The following is an 18,667-nucleotide window of genomic DNA, read 5'->3' as shown; positions in this document are numbered from 1 at the left end:
GGATAGCTTGAACATGGACACCTAACAAAAGTAAGTAAGCACCTTATTTATTCTGGCAAGCCTGTTCATTTACCCAGCGGATAAAAGCTTCTTTGGGTATGAGGATACGTCGCTGCCCAGCCAAGATTTTTGGAAAGTCCCTCCTGTGTACCAAAGTAAGCATGACATTGTAAGATATACCCAGCATCTGGGCAGCTTCCTTTATGCTGATTGTGAGTTTTTCAATTTTTTCTCTTTGTGGTTGTGGGTTGTAAAGCTCCATCTCTTAACACCCCTTTTAATGTTTTATTGGGTGACTTTATTTTGCTATATTCAATTCGTTTTCTAATATTATTATATCAAACAAAACGTATATGTCAACATATAGTTTTAAATATTTACTGATAAATTCATTTGGTTTGATATTGTTAATTCTCTAAGTTTGTTTTATAATGAAAATTAAACGAATAGTTTTTGGTGGTGGTTGTGTGAATTTATTTAGATTTAGGCTTAAAGAGCTTAGAGAAGAAAAAAATATTTCAAGAAGTGATTTAGCAGAAATTTTAGGAGTTTCTACACAAACCATAGCAAATTATGAAAATGGGCATAGGGAGCCTAATTTTGATACCTTACTCAAAATTGCAGAGTATTTTGATGTTACTGTGGACTATTTGATAGGTAACAGCGACTTTAGAACCAGAGAAGAAGAATTCAAAGGAAGAAATTTCTATGAGAAATATAAGCTTGATGAGGTAATTGATGATTTAATGGATTCAGAAAGTAAAGCAATCTTAGGAAATATTCTAATAAATAATGTTGAACCGCTTATAAAAAATATATCTGGTGTTTTATATCAACATCTTTTTGGGGATAACAAAAAGGAAATTCTTGTTTTATTAAAAAATTTGTTAGAGAGTTTAAACTCTTATTTTAATTTTTTGTTGAACTATTCGCAAAGATCAGCGTATTTTATAGCTTTAAAAAATGATTATGAACCTATAGATGTGTTTAGATGGCTTTTGGAGAACCACAAATATATTAAAGTAGTATCTGATAGCAGAGGAAATTTATATGCGATTGAAAAAGAAATTGATGATGAAATTATAAGAAAAATTATTTCTGAAGTTTATGATGTTTATTTCGGACTTACCGATTTATTAAAGCAGCATGGAGAAATCTTGTCTTCTTTGAGATATATTGAAGAATTCTACACAAAAAATTTGAAAGAGAATTTTAGCCGAATTTTAAAATTCTTAGAAATGCCACAAGATTTAATAGAGTTAATAGAAAATGATAACAACATAGAAAATAAAGTCAAAGAAGGTGATTTAGATGGAAGCAAGAATGCCTAAGATTTACACATATGCAGACTATCTTGAATTTCCAGAAGACGCAAGGGTTGAGCTCATTGATGGTGTTATTTATGATATGAGCCCTGCACCTTCAAGAGTGCACCAAGAAATTATTTTTGAACTTACACTAAGTATTGGTAATTATATTAAGCAAAACAACAAGCCCTGCAAAGTTTATACAGCTCCATTTGATGTTGTTCTTGTTGAAGAAGGGCAGGATGAAAAGCAAGCAAAAAACGTTGTTCAGCCTGATATTTCAATCATATGTGATAAGAGAAAACTTACTGAAAGAGGTTGTTTTGGAGCTCCTGAGATGATAATTGAGGTTGTGTCAGAATATAATCCATCTCACGACTACGTAAGAAAGCTAAACCTGTATAATCAGTTTAAAGTCAAAGAGTATTGGATTGTCAACCCTAACAACCAAACAATCTTTGTATACAGACTCAAAAACAATGAAGATTACTTGCCGCCAGAAGTTTACACATTCAATGACAAGGTCAAAGTTAGTATCTTTGAAGACCTTGTTATAGACTTTGCGCCAATCAAAGAGGTGTTATAAAATGCCTGCCAAGAGCAAAAAGAGAGGGAATAATGAAGGCAGTATATACAGAAGGAAGGATGGGCTTTGGTGCGGTCAAATCACCATAGGAAGAGATGAAAGCGGCAAGCAAAAGCGACAGTATTTTTATGGCAAGACAAGACAGGAAGTTGCCGACAAGATAGCAAAAGCATTGAACGATTTAAAAAGTGGAGTGTATGAAAGCCTTATCAACAATCATATAGTCCCAGCTATTGGACATTATAAACTCAAGGATTTAAGACCTGAACACTTGCAAGCATTGTACAACTCCAAATATGGAAATGGACTTTCTTTGTCTACTATAAAACACATTCACGTTATATTGCACTCAGCCTTAGACCAGGCTTTAAAAAATGGGTTAGTAGTAAGGAATGTAAGTGAAGCAACAACACTGCCAAAAACAAAGACCAAAAATGAAATAAGAGTCTTGACCTTGCAAGAGCAGCAAAGGTTTATAGCTGCCTTGGAAGGTGAAAGACTAAGACCAGCCTTCTTGCTGGCTCTTGCAAGTGGAGTTAGGCTTGGTGAGCTTCTTGCTTTAAAGTGGGATTGTGTAAATCTTAAAGAGGGAACAATAACCATTAAAAGGTCACTCAGAAGAATAAAAACATACGACAAGAACCTGCCAACAAAAACGATGTTAGCATTCCAAGAACCCAAAACAGCAGCAGGTATAAGAACAATTCCTGTACCACCTGTTATTTTAGAAGAGTTAAAAGAACATCGCAAAAGACAACTTGAAGAAAGGCTCCAAGCTGGAAGCTTATATGAAGACAACAATTTAGTCTTTGCAACAGAGCTTGGCACTCCGATTGAACCAAGAAATTTTTTAAGAGTATTTTATCGCATAATTGAAAAGGCAAATCTTGATATAAACTTTCATGCTTTAAGACACACGTACGCAACAAGATTGTTAGAAGCCAATGAACATCCAAAGGTTGTACAAGAGCTCTTAGGTCATAATGACATCTCAACAACTCTTAATATCTATTCTCACGTCATGCCAGAGATAAAGAAAGCTGCAGCAATGAAGTTAAATCATCTATTTGAGCAGATAAACATAAAGGGTAACCACTCCTGAGGTGGAGTAGTTACCCTAATTTTTTACAGTTTCTCGGGTAGCTGTAGGGTAGCTGTAAAAAATGAATTTGTAATATTATTCCAAGTCTCAAATCCCTTGAAAACAAATGGCGCGCCCAAGAGGATTCGAACCCCTGACCTACGGATTAGAAGTCCGTTGCTCTATCCAGCTGAGCTATGGGCGCGCATTTAAATGGTGCGCCATTAGGGACTCGAACCCCAGACCCGCTGATTAAGAGTCAGCTGCTCTACCAACTGAGCTAATGGCGCACCTCTTATTTAGCTTTATTAAATTAAATGGAGCTGGCGATGGGACTCGAACCCGCAACCTGCCGATTACAAGTCGGCTGCTCTACCGATTGAGCTACGCCAGCACCATTTTTTCTCAAGATGGTGGAGGGGGTTGGATTCGAACCAACGAAGCCTGCGGCAACAGATTTACAGTCTGCCCCCTTTGACCACTTGGGTACCCCTCCATGTTTAACTTCCAGACAACTTCAAAACCGACGCTTCTGTATTTTAGCACACACTACTCTTCTTTGTCAATACCTATTTTCTTCTCATGGTCGGGGTGAGAGGACTTGAACCTCCGGCCCCATGGTCCCAAACCACGTGCTCTACCAAGCTGAGCTACACCCCGCCATCAGCATTTATATGATAACATCATTTTTTGTTTTCGTCAAGAGGTTAAACACAGGAAATTTTTAACTTCTTTGTTCTGTGCTATGCATGGTATAATTAATAATGCCTACAATGTAAATCAAAATAATAGTATTTGGAGGAAGAAAGAAAATGCAGCATATCTTTAGCAAAGTCAGAAAAGCGGTAGAAGATTTTGAGATGATAGAAGATGGCGACAAAATTGCGGTTGGTGTGTCTGCCGGAAAAGATAGTCTTACCATGCTCTACACTTTGAGCTTTATGAGACGATTTTACCCCAAAAAGTTTGATGTTGTTGCCATCACAGTTGATATGGGATTTGAAGGAATGGATTTTTTGCCAATCAAAGAATTTTGTGATAAAATAGATGTTGAATTTCATCTTGTTCCATCGCAAATAAAACAGATTGTGTTTGATATCAGAAAAGAAGAAAACCCTTGCTCGCTTTGCGCAAACCTTCGCCGTGGAATACTCAACTCCACAGCAAAAAGTCTGGGTTGCAACAAGGTTGCGCTCGGACATCACTTAGATGATGTGGTTGAAACATTTTTCCTGAGCTTGTTTTTTGAAGGAAGAATCTACTGTTTTTCGCCAAAGACATACCTTGACAGAACCCAGATAACAACGATAAGACCCATGATTTATTTAAAAGAGCATGACCTGAGGTCTGCTGCAAAAAAGCTCGAACTTCCTGTAATCACAAATCCATGCCCTGCAAATGGAAAAACTAACAGGCAAAGAATGAAAGAGTTTGTAAAAAGCTTAAAACAGTTTCACCCTGCAACCAAGGATTTGGTCTTTAATGCTATAAAGAGAAATATATGGGGGTTAAAAGACTAAACTCTTGCGATTTTTCATAACAAAAGACTGGAGGCAAGCATGAAGATGAAAAAGTTTTTAAGCTTTGTGTCATTTGCGACAATTTTGTCGCTCGTTCTATCAGCATTTGCAAAGCCGTATACAGAAATCTTGAGATTTAAAACAACACAGCAGATTGCTCCTCGCACGTATTATGAAAAATACGAACTTTTGACAGATGAGGGGTTTGTGGATATAAACTGCATAAAGCTTGACCTTATAGATGGCGGATTTGACTTTGATGTGCTAAAGTCAAGCGTTGCAAACACCGGTGATTTTGTCTATAACATGGTCTACAACCAAATCGACAAAAATCCCGTTGCCGCAATAAACGCAAACTTCTTTTACACAAACACTAAGACAGACTACAATAAAATCTGGCCAATTGGAATTTCTGTATCAGGTGGCAAGATTCTATCTTCACCAAATAATAAGCAAAATACCTTCCCGGCTTTTGTGTACACAAACTCAAATGAAATTCTTTTTGACTATATAAACGGTCTTTCATACAAGCTTGTAAATATAGATTCTGGCTATGAATTCAAGATTGCACACATAAACAAGTTCACAGGCGATTTGACATACCCTATTTTGTTCACAGGCGACTATGTTCGAAAAACCATCGGAAACAAGTACAAGGGAATTGTGGAGATCATCATAAAAGATGGTATCATCACGGATATCAGAGAAGAAGCTCCAGCTGTAGCCTTGGATAAGGATGAATATCTTTTAGCAGCAACAGGAAACTATGCAAAAAACCTAAAAACAAACTTCAAAGTAGGCGACAAAGTAAGTTTAAAGATAGACCTTTCCATTCCACTTGAGAGAATAAAAGCTGCGGCATCCGGTAATACCTTTTTGTTAAAAGATGGCAAAATACTAACTTTTACACATGAGATTGCAGGAAGGCATCCGCGCTCTGCAATTGGCATTGACAAAACCGGTCGATACCTCTATCTTGTTGCAGTTGACGGCCGAAATGGAAAGAGCATTGGCCTATCACAAGGTGAGCTTGCAATGTTTTTGCAGTCAATTGGAGTGTGGACAGCCATAAACCTTGATGGCGGGTATTCCACACAGCTTATTGCAAAGGACAACGATGGAAACCTCAAAGCCTTTTACAACACAGGTGAGACCAGAAAGGTATTTGACAGCATAGCAGCTTTTTACAAATACAGAGATGATAAAATTGCCACATTTTATATAGACTGTCCTGACAAGATTTTTGCAGGCGAAGAGTATCCTATAAAGGTTTTTGCAAAGGACAGGTTCTACAACACAATCACATACGATGCTGTATATTTGAAGGTGTACCAGGATGCTTATGAGATAGACATAAAAGATGGCATATTTACTCCTTACAAAGATGGTGTTGTTACAATATCTTGTGTGTATGAAGATGTGTACCAAAAAGCTTTTGCACAAAAAAAGATTTCGGTGTACAAGCCAGAGATTTTGACCACAAGCAAAAAGCAGATTAATCTTTTGCCCGGTGAGTCTGCAGCGCTGAGGTTTTATATAAAAGATAAGGTTGGTCACTTTAAAGAGATAGACCCAAGAAAAGTTCAAGTAGAAGAAAATCCAGCTTTTGAGTTCAAAGACGGAGTTTTTAGAGCAAAATCTGACTTCCGAGGCTTTATAACATTTACTTACAAAGATTTAAAATGCAGTATACCCGTTGGGATAGGTCAAACTACACAGCTTCTAAGGTCGTTTGACTACTTTGCCTTGAGCTGGCCAAAAGGTGTTTCGATGTTTCTTTCATCTAAGAACAAGACACAGGGAAAATATTCAAACAAGATATACTTTAGCATCTCTTCAATAAAAGGCAAAAGTTTCAAGCTTGATTTTAAAACTCCTGTTGATCTTACAAATATAAGTAAAATTTCATTTGACCTTTGTGCAAAAAACGTCAAAGTCTACCTTGGCTTTAAAATGCTAAATGGCACGCAAAAAGAGGTTGAGATTGCGCAGCTTAAAAGCGACAATTTCAAAAGCTATTCCTTAAATGTAGAGAGTTACAAAACCTTAGACTATATTCTTCTCATTCCGCAAAAGACGCAAGGCTACATCTGGATTGACAATCTCACAGGCGATATTGTAAATACACCACCTGTTGAAAGTATAAATCAGTATGTTGCAAAGTTTGATGAGAAGCTTGCAAAATCATCTGTAATTTTCCTGACAAAGAGTTTTGAAAGTTTGCCAAGTGATATTAAGAAAAAGGTAGAGTCAAATCTTGGCAGCTATTTGAAATGCTACAGTCTTGAAAAGGACAACCCACCATACGAAAAGAATGAAAAGTTCAACATAGTATTTTTAAGAACCAAAAGTGGTTCAATTTTGGACTTTTCGTTCTATCAGTGGATTAGGATTAAAAATCTATCAGCTGAGAAAAAACCACTGATTGTTGTTTTGGACATCCCCTTTGAAAGTCTCAGGCAACATGAAAAGGATATACTCATAAGACTTTCAAAATCAAGAAAAGCACCTTCAATGATCATCTGCCCCACAAGCGATTACACCCGTGTAGAAAGATACGATACTCTTTACATCGGATATGCATCATCAAATAATTTACTTTCAAAATCAAGCACAAAAAGTATAAACCTTGCATGTGATGTTGAAAAAGGGTATATTTATCTTGCAAGAGGGTATTAAAACACAAAAAGGTCCAGACAAAGCGTTTGGACCTTTTTGTTTTAAAGGATTATGCAAATAAGCCCTCCACTTCCTTCGTTTATAATCCTCTGCAAAGTCTCTCTGAGCTTTTCTTGGCTATCTTCTGGAACCCTTAGAAGCTTATTTTGAAGCCCTTCTTTTACAAGCTCATGAAGCGATTTTCCGAATATGTTTGACTCCCAAATCTTTTTTGGGTCGTCTTCAAACTCTTTCATCAAAAAGTTCACAAGTTCTTCGCTCTGTTTCTCTGTTCCAACAATTGGTGACACCTCTGTCTCAACTTCCACTCTTATGATGTGCAAAGATGGTGCAGAGGCCTTGAGTCTTACACCAAAGCTGTTTCCTCTTTTTACTATTTCAGGTGTTTCAAGCTTGAGCTCATCCAAAGCAGGTGCAACAATACCGTATCCCTTTTCTTTTGCTTCATTAAGAGCATCTTTTAGCTTATCATACTCTTTCTTTATTTGCGAAAGATCGCAAAGAAGTCTTACAAGATGATGCTCGCCTTTTATTTCAAACCCGGTTGCCTCTTCAATGATCTTGAACAAAAGCCCTTCTTTGAAGTAAATTGAAAGCTCGCTCTTCCCATCTCCCAAATTTATTCCTACAACCTCACACCTGTCAATCTGGGGATGTTGTTTTAAAACTTCAAGCTGGTCTGTTATATCTCTGATTTTGTTAAGTTTTTCTGCATATTCTTTTATCTTTTCATAAATCTCTTTTTTGAGCCACGACTCATCTTCCAGCTCGTCAAACCATCTGGGCAGGTTAATCTTTACTTCAACAATAGGAAACTCAAACAGTACTGTCTCTAAAATCCTCTTTACATCCTCAATCTGCATCTGAAGACAGTTGACAATCAAAACTGGCATTTTGTACTTCTCTTCAAGATCTTTTTTGAGCTCTTGTGTGTCGGGTGAGTAGGGTTTTGCGGTGTTGAGAACAATCACAAATGGTTTGTTGATTTGTTTTAATTCTTCAATCACTCTCTCTTCTGCCTTTATGTAGTTTTCTCGTGGTATATCAGTAATTGTGCCATCTGTTGTGATAACTATCCCAATCGTTGAGTGGTCCTGGATGACCTTTTTAGTGCCAATCTCTGCTGCCTCTTCAAACGGGATTGGCTTTTCAAACCACGGTGTTGTGACCATGCGCGGATGGTTTTCTTCCAAGTGTCCCATTGCACCTTCAACAAGGTATCCAACGCAGTCAACAAGCCGTACCTTCAGCCTTGCACCACTTGATAGCACTATCTCAACAGCTTCATTAGGAACAAACTTGGGTTCTGTTGTCATTATGGTTTTGCCCTGCGCACTTTGCGGAAGTTCATCCTTTGTTCTCTCTTTTTTATACTCATCTTCAATGTTTGGAATTACAAAAAGGTCCATGAATCTTTTTATGAAGGTGGACTTTCCTGTTCTGACAGGTCCAACCACACCAATGTAAATGTCACCGTTTGTCCTTTTGGCTATTTCTCTGTAGATATCAGCATCCATCAAAACATCTTTCCCCCTATGCAATTTCAAATGGACTTGTCAGTAAAAATATATTTTTGTTGCGGGGGAAATATTACAAGATTTAACCTTTACTCTGTTTTCTGCCTTGAAATGATATTTGACCTTACCATCAAGACTAAGAATACCAAAATATATACAAAGCTCAGAGCAGTAGGAATAACCTCATTTTGAGTTTTTAACCCTTCTTTAAGAATCTCTTCAACCAAGTCTTTTAAAACTTCAGACGAAACAATCACCAAGATTAATGCTGTGGCAATGAAAAAGAGTCTTATATTTATTCTATTAGAAAGCTTAAATACAAAGTAGCCCAAAAGCACAGCTGCAAATATCCCCAAACCAATCCCGTAGAATAAAGTTAAGGATTTATCCTTGGAAAATGAAGCCAATGAAAATATTACTAGTTCCGCTCCTTCTCGCAGAACATTTACAAGAGATAGGAGAAAAATTCCATATGAATATTTTTGGAAATTAACAACCTTTTCATAAGTCTGCTGTTTTAAATCTCTTTTCTGATATTTAATAGCTAAAACTAAAAACCATGTAATAAGAATCACCAGTAAAGCTTTTAATGCTATCTCAACTCCCTCAAAGGACTCTTCCAAGCTCTCATAAAAGGCAAATACAATAATACCAAGCAATGCACTCAAAACAATCCCTAATACCAGCCCAATATTCAAACTCTTTAGTAAATCCTTTTGGTTAAGCTTTTGAATAACCCCAATCATCACAGCAACTACAAGAATTATCTCAAAAACCTCTCTAAAAGCAATTACAAATCCCTGAACCATACCAAAAACTCCTTTCTGTGTTTTTGAAATTGATTTTCATTTTCAATTATAAAGCAATGTGATGAGAATGTCAAGTATTTCTATATAAATACTTGGTTATTATTTGTTATCCTATTATCTATCTGCGGACTTTTGTAAATTTAATTGATCGTGAAGAAATATTACCTTATACCCCTAATATGTATATTGACCTTTGCCGGATTAGAAGCTATAATATATTTAGCAAACAAAATAAAAGGAGTGATGGGTATGCCATTCTATGATTTGAGATGCAAAGAATGCGGTGAGGAGTTCAATGTTAGAGCATCTATTAAAGAGAGGGAAAACAAAGAGATTGAATGTCCAAACTGCCACAGTCATGAGCTTGAGGCAGTTTTCAAAAGCGTCAATATAATCTCATCTTCGCGTTCAGACAGCGGCGGATATTCATGCTCAAGCGGATGCTGCGGCGGGTCTTGTGGGTTTTAATAAGAGGGCGGCTTGAAATATTGCAATTTTCAGCTGCCCTTTTATTTTTTTTATTTCTTTATCAACTAGTGTATAATAGTTTTTAAAACCTGCAAATCTTCAAGGTGAGGTACAATGTATAGGATATTTTGTGAAAGCTACCAGAACTTTTGCAAAAGCTTTGAAAATAGTTGTGCACAAGATGAATTCAGATACAAGATTGCAAAGGTGTTTGAGCTAATTACAGATTTGTGAACTTTGGAGTCAAGAGAAATTGTGCCTATTTGTTTTGGTACAACACCTCAAAACATTCTTGAAGAGCAGGCAAAGCTTGCAAATATGTTTTTTAGCCTGTTGTACTGGGAATAAAAAGATAAAAAGGACCTCATCGGCAAACGCCGAATCAGTCCTTTTTACTTTTGCTTTTCTTTTACCATCTTCACATACGTTGAGGCTGAAAGCCCGGCAATCTGACCCTCACCGACAGCCTTTGCAACCTGATAAGGACGTCCTGTACAGTCTCCTGCTGCAAAAAGCCCTTCAATTGATGTTTGCATCTTGCTGTCAACTTTTATGTGTCCGTCTTCTGTAAATTCAAGCCCGTAAATTAGCTGGTCTGCTGGCATTGTCTTTCTTATTATAAATATTCCATCAACATTCAATATTCTGTCTTCAAGCTCTAATGCATTTACAAAGTCTTCCCCATACACACTTTTTGGGCGTGACAAAATAACCTCAACATTGTCTTTGAAATGAAACTCATTCTTCTTATAAAGTGGAACATAGTACAGTTTTTTTGCAAGCTCAGACAAGTACTCAGCCTCTTCTTCAGCTTCAATAGCTTCTCCAATAACCGCGATGGTTCTTCCCTTGTACAGCATCCCATCACAAACAGCACAGTAAGAAATTCCCCGACCTACAAACTCAGCTTCATTTTCCAACAAAGTCTTCTTTGGTGTGCCAATTGCTAAAATGACAGAATACGCCTCATAAAATTCGTTGTTTGCGTTTATGGTAAAAATGTCACCTGATTTGTAGAAGTTTATAACCTTCTTGTGCACAATCTCAATACCCATCTTTTTGGCATGATCATAAAACGCCTGCAAAAGCTCTTTTCCGGACACACCATGAAACCCAAGATAGTTGTTCACTTCAGGTGCCCTGTAGATACTCGAATCTTCTTCTTTTGTTGTAAACACAACAACACTTCTGTTTGTCTGAGCAAGATTTATAGCAGCAGATAGCCCTGCTGGTCCTGCCCCAATCACCGCACAATCATAAATCATCCTTAACTTCACCCCTATATTATTATACCCATACAGGGTATATTTTAAAACTATCATTTCAAACTTTCAAGAAGTTTTCAATGTCCAAAACAAAAATCACCGCTCCGCCCTGTTCAATCTTTTGTTTGCTCACAAAAAACAGACTCTGCAGAGCAGCTGGCAAAGTAGATTTTGAAACCTCTTTCCTTTCTGACACGTTCTTTTTTATAAGATCAATTACCTCGTCAAGCTTGTCATCTTCAGCACCTATCATAAATGTAACAGTGCCCCTGTTCAAAAATCCGCCTGTTGAATAGATAATTGTTGCAGGGACGCCATTTTCAATAAGTGCAAGGTTTACCTTGTTTTTATCCACTTCTGATACAATGGCCAAAATTAATTTCATTTTTTTACATTCACCCTTTTTAAAAATCAATTATGATATTATTTTACCACAATTTTCTTAAGTTGATTTAAATTTTATGTAAAATCTTTGTTGTTAGCAAATGCAATTTTGGTGGTATAATAAATAAGTTAGAAGATTTCAAATCCATTTTGACAAGGAGATGTCGCAAAAATGCTTGAAATCATTGACCTTCACGTTGAGGTTGGCTCAAAAGAGATTTTAAAAGGCGTCTCTCTCACAATCCCGGATGGAGAGACGCACATTCTGTTTGGTCCGAACGGAAGCGGAAAGACAACCCTCATGATGAGCATAATGGGTCTTCCAAAATACAAAATAACGTCAGGCAAGATAATTTTCAATGGCATCGACATCACATACATGCCAACGCATGAGAGAGCAAAGCTTGGGATTGGAATGATGTTCCAAAAACCACCGGCAATAAGAGGCGTTGAGCTTCAAAAACTTTCTGAGATAATAAAGTCTATAAGAAATACCGATGCTGACATACAAGAGTATGCAAGAATTTTAAATTTAGAGGAGCATCTATCAAGGGAAGTAAACTATGGTTTTTCTGGCGGCGAGATGAAAAGATCCGAGCTTTTGCAGCTTTTGTGTCAAAAACCAAGCCTTGTGCTTTTAGATGAACCAGAGTCTGGTGTTGACCTTGACAACATAACCCTTTTGGGAAATGTAATAAAAAAGCTTTTAAAAGGCGAAAAGGTAAGGAAGCGACACACCTCCGGCCTGATTGTCACACACACCGGGTATATTTTGGAGTATGTCAATGCAGACAAAGGGCACATTCTGATGGATGGAAAGCTTGTATGCTCAGGTTCTGCAGAAGACCTCTTTGAAGAGATTAGACAAAACGGGTTTGGGAGGTGTGAAAATTGTCTGCAAGACACTATATAGATGAAAAGATTTTGGAGCTTGCAAAGTCAGCTTTAAATAAAAAAGCAGCTTATGGTACAGACATTGACCTTTCCCAGTTTGAAGAGGCAGAGGAAAAAGACCAGATTTCAGAGCTCTCTAAACTTCCAGAAGAGATTCAAAAGACAATCCTAAATGCTGGAATAGAGGTATCAGAAGAAGGTCGCTCGGGAAGTTTCTTGCAGCTTGACCACTCTGTTGTATACAGACGGCTCCAGCAAAGGTACCAGGGCCAGCTTGAGATTCTGGATATAAATGAAGCTTTGGAAAAGTATCCAGAGGTTTGCGAAAAGTATTTCTGGAAAGCAGTAAAACCTGACAGAGACAAATACACAGCATTTTCTGCAACACACCCTGCCCACGGGTATTTTATAAGAGTGTTCAAAGGACAGAAGGTTGAAAAGCCAATACAGGCATGCTTGCTTTTGCAGGAAAATGCAAGGATACAAAACGTGCACAATATTGTCATCTTGGAAGAAGGTGCAGAGGTTCAGATTATAAACGGATGTGCAACAGCACCAAAGGTAAAGGAAGGGCTTCACATTGGAATTTCTGAGTTTTACCTTGAAAAGGGAAGCAGGCTCACCTTTACAATGGTTCACAACTGGGCAGAAGATTTTTATGTCAGACCCCGCGGGGTGACGGTTGTTGAGGATGATGCTGTGTTTGTTTCAAACTATGTCCTTTTAAAACCTGTGAAATCCATACAGTCGTTTCCCATTGCAATCTTGAAAGGTAAAAACTCGGTTGCATCGTTCAACTCACTTTTGTATGGGCTAAAAGACTCTGAGATTGACATGGGCTCACATATAATATTGGAAGGTGAAAACTCAAGCGGCCAGGCAATATCAAGAGCAATTGTAAAGGACAGTGCAAAGATATACTCGCGCGGAATTTTAGAGGCTCGTCAGAACCTCTCAAAAGCGCACCTTGACTGCCGCGGAATACTTTTATCAAGTGATGGCATGATGTATGCTGTACCGGAGCTACTTTCCCAAGGCGCACCGCAAAGCCATCTTTCACATGAAGCTGCAATCGGTCCTATTGCCGAAGAAGAGATAGAATACCTAATGAGCAGAGGACTTTCAAAAGACGAGGCGATATCTCTTATAACCCAAGGGTTTATGGATGTAAAAATACTTGGGCTTCCAAAACAGCTTGAAAATTATATTCAGGAGCTTATTTTGCAGACGCAGGAGGAGAATATGTAAAAATAAAGAGGCAAGGCTTCTTAAATTGGGAGTCTCCCAGTTTGCTGCCTTGCCTCTATTATTTTTTGCTCTTATTTATTAGATGTTCTTATTAACTATAATCTCTGCCTTCTTTTTTAGATTAACTCTCAAACTTTTAAGATAATCTTCAACCTCTACTAAAGTCGCATTAGGATGCTTATTCTTGTATTGTTTCTCTTTTTCTTGCAGGTATTTTTGGATTGAAAGTAGCATTTGACACTCTTTTATTACCATTTCTTCATGCTCTTTTTCTGATATTCCCTGTTTTTTTACAAAAGAATTTATCAGCTCTATTGCTCTTTGTGTATTATTCATCTCACCTGTTGATAACTTGCCAGAAAGAACATCCTGTATCATTTTTTGAGTTTTATTATAGTAAGCTTTTGCCTCATCAAGTGAAACTTCACATCCTTCCTTCTTTGCCTCATCGTACAAAACAAGCCATTCTATCATCTCGTCTAATATCTCCTGCCTGGTCTTTTTGCGCAAGCTTCCTTCAAGCTCTTTTGCCGCATCAGCTCCATACTTCTTTTTTAGCTCTTCAAAGGATACTTTTGCATTTTCATATCTTAGCTCTTCAAGACTATATGCCATATCCAAATCCTTTTTGTAAATCTTGTGACCATTTACAACTGCCACAACATCTTTTGGCAGCTCTTTTTTGGACGCCAAAGACCACCCTACTACTACAATGCCAATCAAAACTGCCAGGCTACATATCCCTGCAATCAAAATTTTACTTCTTTTCATTTTTATCTGCCTCCAACTCTTTATTCATATCTTAGCGCCTCAATAGGATTTAAACGCGCTGCCTTTTCAGCTGGAAGCATCCCAAAAATAACTCCTATCAAAACTGAAATTCCAAAAGCCATAAAAGCCCACTTTAGCGAATACACAGCCTCAACTCCAGGAATTCTTGAAATCCCCACTGCAATTATAAAAAATCCAAGCAAAATCCCAATTATGCCACCAACACCTGTTATGACCATCGACTCTATGAGAAACTGTACTCTGATATCACTTCTCTTTGCACCAATTGCCTTTCTAATCCCAATCTCTCTTGTTCTTTCTGTTACAGACACAAGCATAATATTCATAATTCCAATACCACCAACTACAAGAGAGATTGTAGCAATACCGCCAAGTATTATCATCAAAAGATATGTTATTTGATTGAGCGTTGACATAAGCTCAGACATATCATAGACTGAGTAGTTTTCTTCCTTTTTTACAATATTGCTCAAATACCCTTTTATTCTCTTTTTAACTTCATTGTTCTTATCAGCAGAAACTGTGCGCACCAAAAAATTTTTTACAAACGCATGCTCGCCTGTGGATATGCTGTTTAAGGCAAATAAGGGCACTATGACGCTGTCGTCGACCGTGTTGTCCCTTCCGCCCTGTTTTTCTTTTAAAACTCCAACCACCTTGAAAACCTGACCATTTACGTTTATCTCTTGCTCCACAGGATTTTGACTATCAAAGAGCTTTTTTTGTATCCTTGAACCTATCACTGCCACCTTTTGTCTAAAATCACTGTCTACAGGACTTATGAACCTTCCTTTTGAAAGCGCAAGGTTTTCTATCATCATGTACTCTGCTGTTGCACCAATAATCTGGCACTCCTCTTTTTTACCTCTGAAAAGTGCTTCGGCAGGATACTGGACAAAGGGGCTCACACCTAAAATAACATCGTTATTTTTCCTTGCAAACTCTAAAAATTCGTCAACCGACACATCTTCGCTCTTTGAAGCTGGATTTATAAGAACATACACAAGGTTTGTACCAAGCTTTTCTATCTCTTTTGTAATACCAGCTGTGGTGCCCTCAGCAAGCCCCACAGCTGCAACCACCGCTCCAACTCCTATGACAACACCAAGAAGCGTTAGAAATGACCTCAGCCTGTTTAGAAAAATGCTCTGGATTGCCATCTTGCAAGAAAGCAGAAATTTCTCCATTTCGCAACATCTTCCCCTTTTAATAGAAAAGACTTTGACCCTGTTTTTCACTATCAAACTTTGGAAGTACCACTTCTTCGCCTTCTTTGAGACCATCTAAGATTTCTGCGTACTTCTCAGTTGTCATGCCAAGTTTGACCTGTCTTTTTTCAGAATCTTTATAGTAAGAGCTGTCAAGCCCGTATTCGTCTGTTTTCTGACTGGTTTTTTGTTCTTTGTTTTTCTCAGAAGTTTTAGACTTTTGTTGTGTATAAACATACACATAATATTTTCCATCTTCTTTGTGAACTGCTTCAACCGGCACAACCAGTGCAGCTTTCTTGGACTTTAAGATAATCTCTGCCTCCGCATGCATCCCAATTTTTATACTATTGTTATTTTCAAATTCTATCTTAACAACAAACTTTGAGATGCTGCTGCCCTCTGGCTGAGCCTTTTCAGAAATTTCCGTAACATACCCTTCTATGGGCTTATCTTTTGTGCTTCCCACTGCATCAAGCTTTATGTTAACCTTCTGTCCTGGCTTTACCTTCAAAATGTCAAGCTCTTCCACCTGAGCACTTAGCACAAGGTGTTTCGGGTCATACACTGAACATATCATCTGACCAGGTGCAACTACATCTCCTTCTTGCAGATTCAAATCAGCTATTTTGCCATCAATCGGTGCTAAAACTTTGTAGTTTTTCAAATCCTCTTCGGCTGCTTTTATCTGGGATTTTATATCTTCTATCTTCAAATCAACCTGCTTTATCTGCATCTCAATATCATCTACCGAAAATTTCAAAAGCAAATCACCAGTTTTTACCTTCTGCCCATTTTCAACAAAAACCTTTTCTATTCTGCCAGAAACAGGGCTTACAATGCTCTTTTTTGAAAATACTTCTAAAATGCCTTCGCTAAGCGATGTTACTTTCTCACCGTTTGAAAGCAGAAAGCTTACACTTGCCCTCATACCTTCAGCCAAGCTTCCGTTTTTGTTTGAAACTACCACCTTTGCATCAAACACCATTGCTCCATCCTGATTTTTGTATATTTTGCTGCCGATGCTCTGAACAACACCATCGACCTTGTCCATAAGGTCAGATACCACAACCTCTGCCTTCTGCCCCTTTTTTACTTTTTCATAACACCAGGCAGGAAGCTGCACAGTAAGCTTCATCCTTGAGTCGTCAACAATAGTCATTATCTGCATTCCTTGACTGACAAGCACACCTTCACTTGTTGCAAGGTTTTGTACAAACCCCTCCTGCGGAGATTTTAAAGTAAAGTTTTGAAGCTGCCTTTCTAAACTTTCCCTTTGAAGTTCAAGTTCTGAAAGCTGTCTTTTCAAAGACTCTATCTTATAAGCTGCCTGAGTTTCATCTACCTTGGCAATTACATCGCCTTTTTTGACATACTGCCCGTTTTTGACAAAAACTTTTTCTAAAGTGCCATTTGTCTTTGATATAACATTTCTTGTGCTGCTGCTTTGCACAGTACCAGATACCAAAAGTGTTTGCTTTAAAGAAATCTTTTGTACCTTTGCAGTCTTTGGCTTAGATGAAATGTTCTTTTTGCTTCCAGATGGCATTGTTAAAACAAATGTTAAAATAAAGCCCACTGAGATAAGTAAAACTATAATTACTGCTTTTTGCCAGTTTTTTAGACCTTTTGCAGCATCTTGCATGTGAAAATACTCTCCTTTTCTATCTACCACCAAACTTCATAAAGTTTTGTGTAAACATTGAAATAATTGGCATTATAAGTGTAATTAGAGTATAGACAGCTGTAACAATTGCACTTTTTGCTTTGTTAAGTTCACAGGCAGCAAACACTCCAACACCAATTAGTACATACCGCCAGATAGCAAACACATGCAGGTATGTTCTTATAAAATACTTGAAGTCCATGTGAATGTCCAAAATGTTTAAATTTGTAACCCTGGCATATATTACATAGAAGATGTAATATGGAATCATCACAAGGTTTGCAACTGCTACAATTGTAAGTGCTCTTTTGTAGTCAATCTCACCGCCTGCAAGCCTTACAATTATGAGCAAGACAAACGAAGCAACAAAAAACGAAATAAGGGTATTTACAAACGCAGTCCCTGCCAAAAAGATAGGCGATTTTGTAAGTTTTAAAGTTTTTAAGGTCGCCTCTTGTACTTGAGGGTCTTCAACTGTTCTTTTCACATACTCTAACAAAGCTTCTTCGGACACTTTTGGCATAAACAAGGTAGTAAGTGCTGCTATCACCGGTATCAAAAATACTAAAATTAAGAAATCCGGCTTTTCTTTTACCTTCCGAAACACTTTTGTTGGTGATACGATAAGATTTAGAAGATTTGAAGGTTTTAAGTATTCCATCTTTCAAAGCTCCCCCTTGAGATTTTTTTGATACACAATAAAAACCTTACACCCTCGCACCAATTCCATCTCTGAGCAATCATAAACTTACTGTAAATATTATACTTTAAGTTTTTGTTTGTGGCAAGAAATTTTTGTAATATAGCCTCTACTTAGGAATTATTTTGGATTTAAACTTGCCTTATTTGCTCCTACCTTGATTTTATTTATGGCCCTGTCCCGGCTGAAGTCACTTCCCACAAGCCATTTTCATTTTTTTTGAGATAGAAAAACCTTACTTCCATTCCTGTCTGCCTATCTTTGTATCCTTCAACCACATACTGCTGCCCATATTTTTTGTCATAATAGCTCCCTTCTGTGATAGTTACTCTATTTGCAGCCCAAGGCCCATTTCTTATTGAGATGTAAAACTTAATGGCTTTTTCTGGAGTTGAATGATACGTTCTAAATAACTTTATTCCAAAAACAACAACCAGTGTAACACTAAGTAAGGTTATTAATAAAAATAACAATAACTTCTTTGCCATAAATAATCCCCCTTTTTTCCACTAATTATTTTCTTTTGCATTTTAATTATATCAA

18 protein-coding genes and 5 tRNA genes are annotated in these 18,667 nt (G+C 37.5%); 8 read left to right on the top strand and 15 right to left on the bottom strand.

The window, feature by feature from the left end; genetic code table 11:
* Positions 1-43: 43 nt before the first annotated feature.
* Positions 44-262, bottom strand: coding sequence for a helix-turn-helix domain-containing protein (locus OTK01_RS01190; protein WP_029228401.1), 219 nt, complete (start codon positions 260-262; stop codon positions 44-46).
* A gap of 169 nt (positions 263-431) precedes the next feature.
* On the opposite strand from OTK01_RS01190, the gene OTK01_RS01185 reads away from it, so the two are divergent.
* From OTK01_RS01185 to OTK01_RS01175, 3 genes are read left to right on the top strand one after another with little or no spacing between them, the layout of a single operon-like run.
* Entirely contained in the window at positions 432-1,331 is a 900-nt protein-coding gene (locus OTK01_RS01185; protein WP_051129952.1) for a helix-turn-helix domain-containing protein, read from the top strand.
* Positions 1,312-1,893, top strand: a complete 582-nt coding sequence (locus tag OTK01_RS01180; protein ID WP_029228403.1) for a Uma2 family endonuclease — start codon at positions 1,312-1,314, stop codon at positions 1,891-1,893. Before OTK01_RS01185 ends, OTK01_RS01180 begins: the two co-directional genes overlap by 20 nt.
* Position 1,894: 1 nt before the next feature.
* Entirely contained in the window at positions 1,895-2,995 is a 1,101-nt protein-coding gene (locus OTK01_RS01175) for a tyrosine-type recombinase/integrase (RefSeq protein ID WP_029228404.1), read from the top strand.
* Between the two features lie 107 nt (positions 2,996-3,102).
* Here OTK01_RS01175 and OTK01_RS01170 read toward each other — a convergent pair.
* The 5 genes from OTK01_RS01170 to OTK01_RS01150 form a co-directional block, all read right to left on the bottom strand.
* Positions 3,103-3,179, bottom strand: a tRNA-Arg gene (locus OTK01_RS01170).
* A gap of 9 nt (positions 3,180-3,188) precedes the next feature.
* A tRNA-Lys gene (locus tag OTK01_RS01165) sits at positions 3,189-3,264 on the bottom strand.
* Positions 3,265-3,292: 28 nt separating this feature from the next.
* Positions 3,293-3,368: transfer RNA gene (locus tag OTK01_RS01160), tRNA-Thr, on the bottom strand.
* 17 nt (positions 3,369-3,385) lie between these two features.
* A tRNA-Tyr gene (locus OTK01_RS01155) sits at positions 3,386-3,470 on the bottom strand.
* An 87-nt stretch (positions 3,471-3,557) separates the two neighbouring features.
* Positions 3,558-3,634 (bottom strand) — tRNA-Pro (locus tag OTK01_RS01150).
* 152 nt (positions 3,635-3,786) lie between these two features.
* On the opposite strand from OTK01_RS01150, the gene OTK01_RS01145 reads away from it, so the two are divergent.
* Both OTK01_RS01145 and OTK01_RS01140 read left to right on the top strand, forming a co-directional pair.
* Positions 3,787-4,494, top strand: coding sequence for a tRNA 2-thiocytidine(32) synthetase TtcA (locus OTK01_RS01145; RefSeq protein ID WP_013431504.1), 708 nt, complete (start codon positions 3,787-3,789; stop codon positions 4,492-4,494).
* A 45-nt stretch (positions 4,495-4,539) separates the two neighbouring features.
* Positions 4,540-7,173 (top strand): phosphodiester glycosidase family protein, encoded by a 2,634-nt coding sequence (locus OTK01_RS01140; protein WP_029228405.1) that lies wholly within the window; start codon positions 4,540-4,542, stop codon positions 7,171-7,173.
* A 41-nt stretch (positions 7,174-7,214) separates the two neighbouring features.
* Here the strand turns inward: OTK01_RS01140 and spoIVA are convergent, their stop codons facing one another.
* Positions 7,215-8,690: a stage IV sporulation protein A gene (gene spoIVA / locus OTK01_RS01135; RefSeq protein WP_029228406.1), complete on the bottom strand. Its 1,476-nt coding sequence runs from the start codon at positions 8,688-8,690 to the stop codon at positions 7,215-7,217.
* Between the two features lie 89 nt (positions 8,691-8,779).
* Positions 8,780-9,499: an FTR1 family protein gene (locus OTK01_RS01130; RefSeq protein ID WP_029228407.1), complete on the bottom strand. Its 720-nt coding sequence runs from the start codon at positions 9,497-9,499 to the stop codon at positions 8,780-8,782.
* A gap of 249 nt (positions 9,500-9,748) precedes the next feature.
* Between OTK01_RS01130 and OTK01_RS01125 the strand changes: the two genes are divergently transcribed.
* The gene (locus OTK01_RS01125) at positions 9,749-9,967 is read left to right on the top strand and encodes an FmdB family zinc ribbon protein (RefSeq protein WP_029228408.1); all 219 of its coding nucleotides are present in this window, start codon (positions 9,749-9,751) and stop codon (positions 9,965-9,967) included.
* A 392-nt stretch (positions 9,968-10,359) separates the two neighbouring features.
* On the opposite strand, the gene OTK01_RS01120 is transcribed toward OTK01_RS01125, so the two are convergent.
* Together OTK01_RS01120 and OTK01_RS01115 are read right to left on the bottom strand one after the other, a co-directional pair.
* Positions 10,360-11,289: an NAD(P)/FAD-dependent oxidoreductase gene (locus tag OTK01_RS01120; RefSeq protein ID WP_013431497.1), complete on the bottom strand. Its 930-nt coding sequence runs from the start codon at positions 11,287-11,289 to the stop codon at positions 10,360-10,362.
* Between the two features lies 1 nt (position 11,290).
* Positions 11,291-11,617: a cyclic-di-AMP receptor gene (locus tag OTK01_RS01115; RefSeq protein WP_029228409.1), complete on the bottom strand. Its 327-nt coding sequence runs from the start codon at positions 11,615-11,617 to the stop codon at positions 11,291-11,293.
* Between the two features lie 171 nt (positions 11,618-11,788).
* Here OTK01_RS01115 and OTK01_RS01110 point away from each other — a divergent pair, with 171 nt between their 5' ends.
* On the top strand, positions 11,789-12,529 hold the full coding sequence (locus OTK01_RS01110; RefSeq protein ID WP_013431495.1) for an ABC transporter ATP-binding protein: 741 nt from the start codon (positions 11,789-11,791) through the stop codon (positions 12,527-12,529).
* Entirely contained in the window at positions 12,508-13,758 is a 1,251-nt protein-coding gene (locus OTK01_RS01105) for a SufB/SufD family protein (protein ID WP_029228410.1), read from the top strand. The genes OTK01_RS01110 and OTK01_RS01105 overlap by 22 nt, the downstream gene beginning before the upstream one ends.
* Before the next feature lie 78 nt (positions 13,759-13,836).
* Here the strand turns inward: OTK01_RS01105 and OTK01_RS01100 are convergent, their stop codons facing one another.
* From OTK01_RS01100 to OTK01_RS01080, 5 genes are all read right to left on the bottom strand, one after another.
* Positions 13,837-14,529 (bottom strand): SurA N-terminal domain-containing protein, encoded by a 693-nt coding sequence (locus OTK01_RS01100; RefSeq protein WP_029228411.1) that lies wholly within the window; start codon positions 14,527-14,529, stop codon positions 13,837-13,839.
* A 20-nt stretch (positions 14,530-14,549) separates the two neighbouring features.
* Positions 14,550-15,737 carry an ABC transporter permease gene (locus OTK01_RS01095; protein ID WP_029228412.1) on the bottom strand — a complete coding sequence of 396 codons (1,188 nt, stop codon included), beginning with the start codon at positions 15,735-15,737 and terminating at the stop codon, positions 14,550-14,552.
* A 19-nt stretch (positions 15,738-15,756) separates the two neighbouring features.
* Positions 15,757-17,403 carry an HlyD family efflux transporter periplasmic adaptor subunit gene (locus OTK01_RS01090; protein ID WP_029228413.1) on the bottom strand — a complete coding sequence of 549 codons (1,647 nt, stop codon included), beginning with the start codon at positions 17,401-17,403 and terminating at the stop codon, positions 15,757-15,759.
* Between the two features lie 19 nt (positions 17,404-17,422).
* The gene (locus OTK01_RS01085; RefSeq protein ID WP_029228414.1) at positions 17,423-18,085 is read right to left on the bottom strand and encodes a Yip1 family protein; all 663 of its coding nucleotides are present in this window, start codon (positions 18,083-18,085) and stop codon (positions 17,423-17,425) included.
* Between the two features lie 206 nt (positions 18,086-18,291).
* Positions 18,292-18,612, bottom strand: coding sequence for a hypothetical protein (locus tag OTK01_RS01080; RefSeq protein ID WP_029228415.1), 321 nt, complete (start codon positions 18,610-18,612; stop codon positions 18,292-18,294).
* Between the last annotated feature and the right edge of the window lie 55 nt (positions 18,613-18,667).

The sequence above is a fragment of the Caldicellulosiruptor acetigenus genome, from assembly GCF_026914305.1.
Classification (GTDB): domain Bacteria; phylum Bacillota; class Thermoanaerobacteria; order Caldicellulosiruptorales; family Caldicellulosiruptoraceae; genus Caldicellulosiruptor; species Caldicellulosiruptor acetigenus.
The sequence above is the reverse complement of the archived record's forward strand: the minus strand, read 5'-3'. Positions and strand labels throughout refer to the sequence as shown.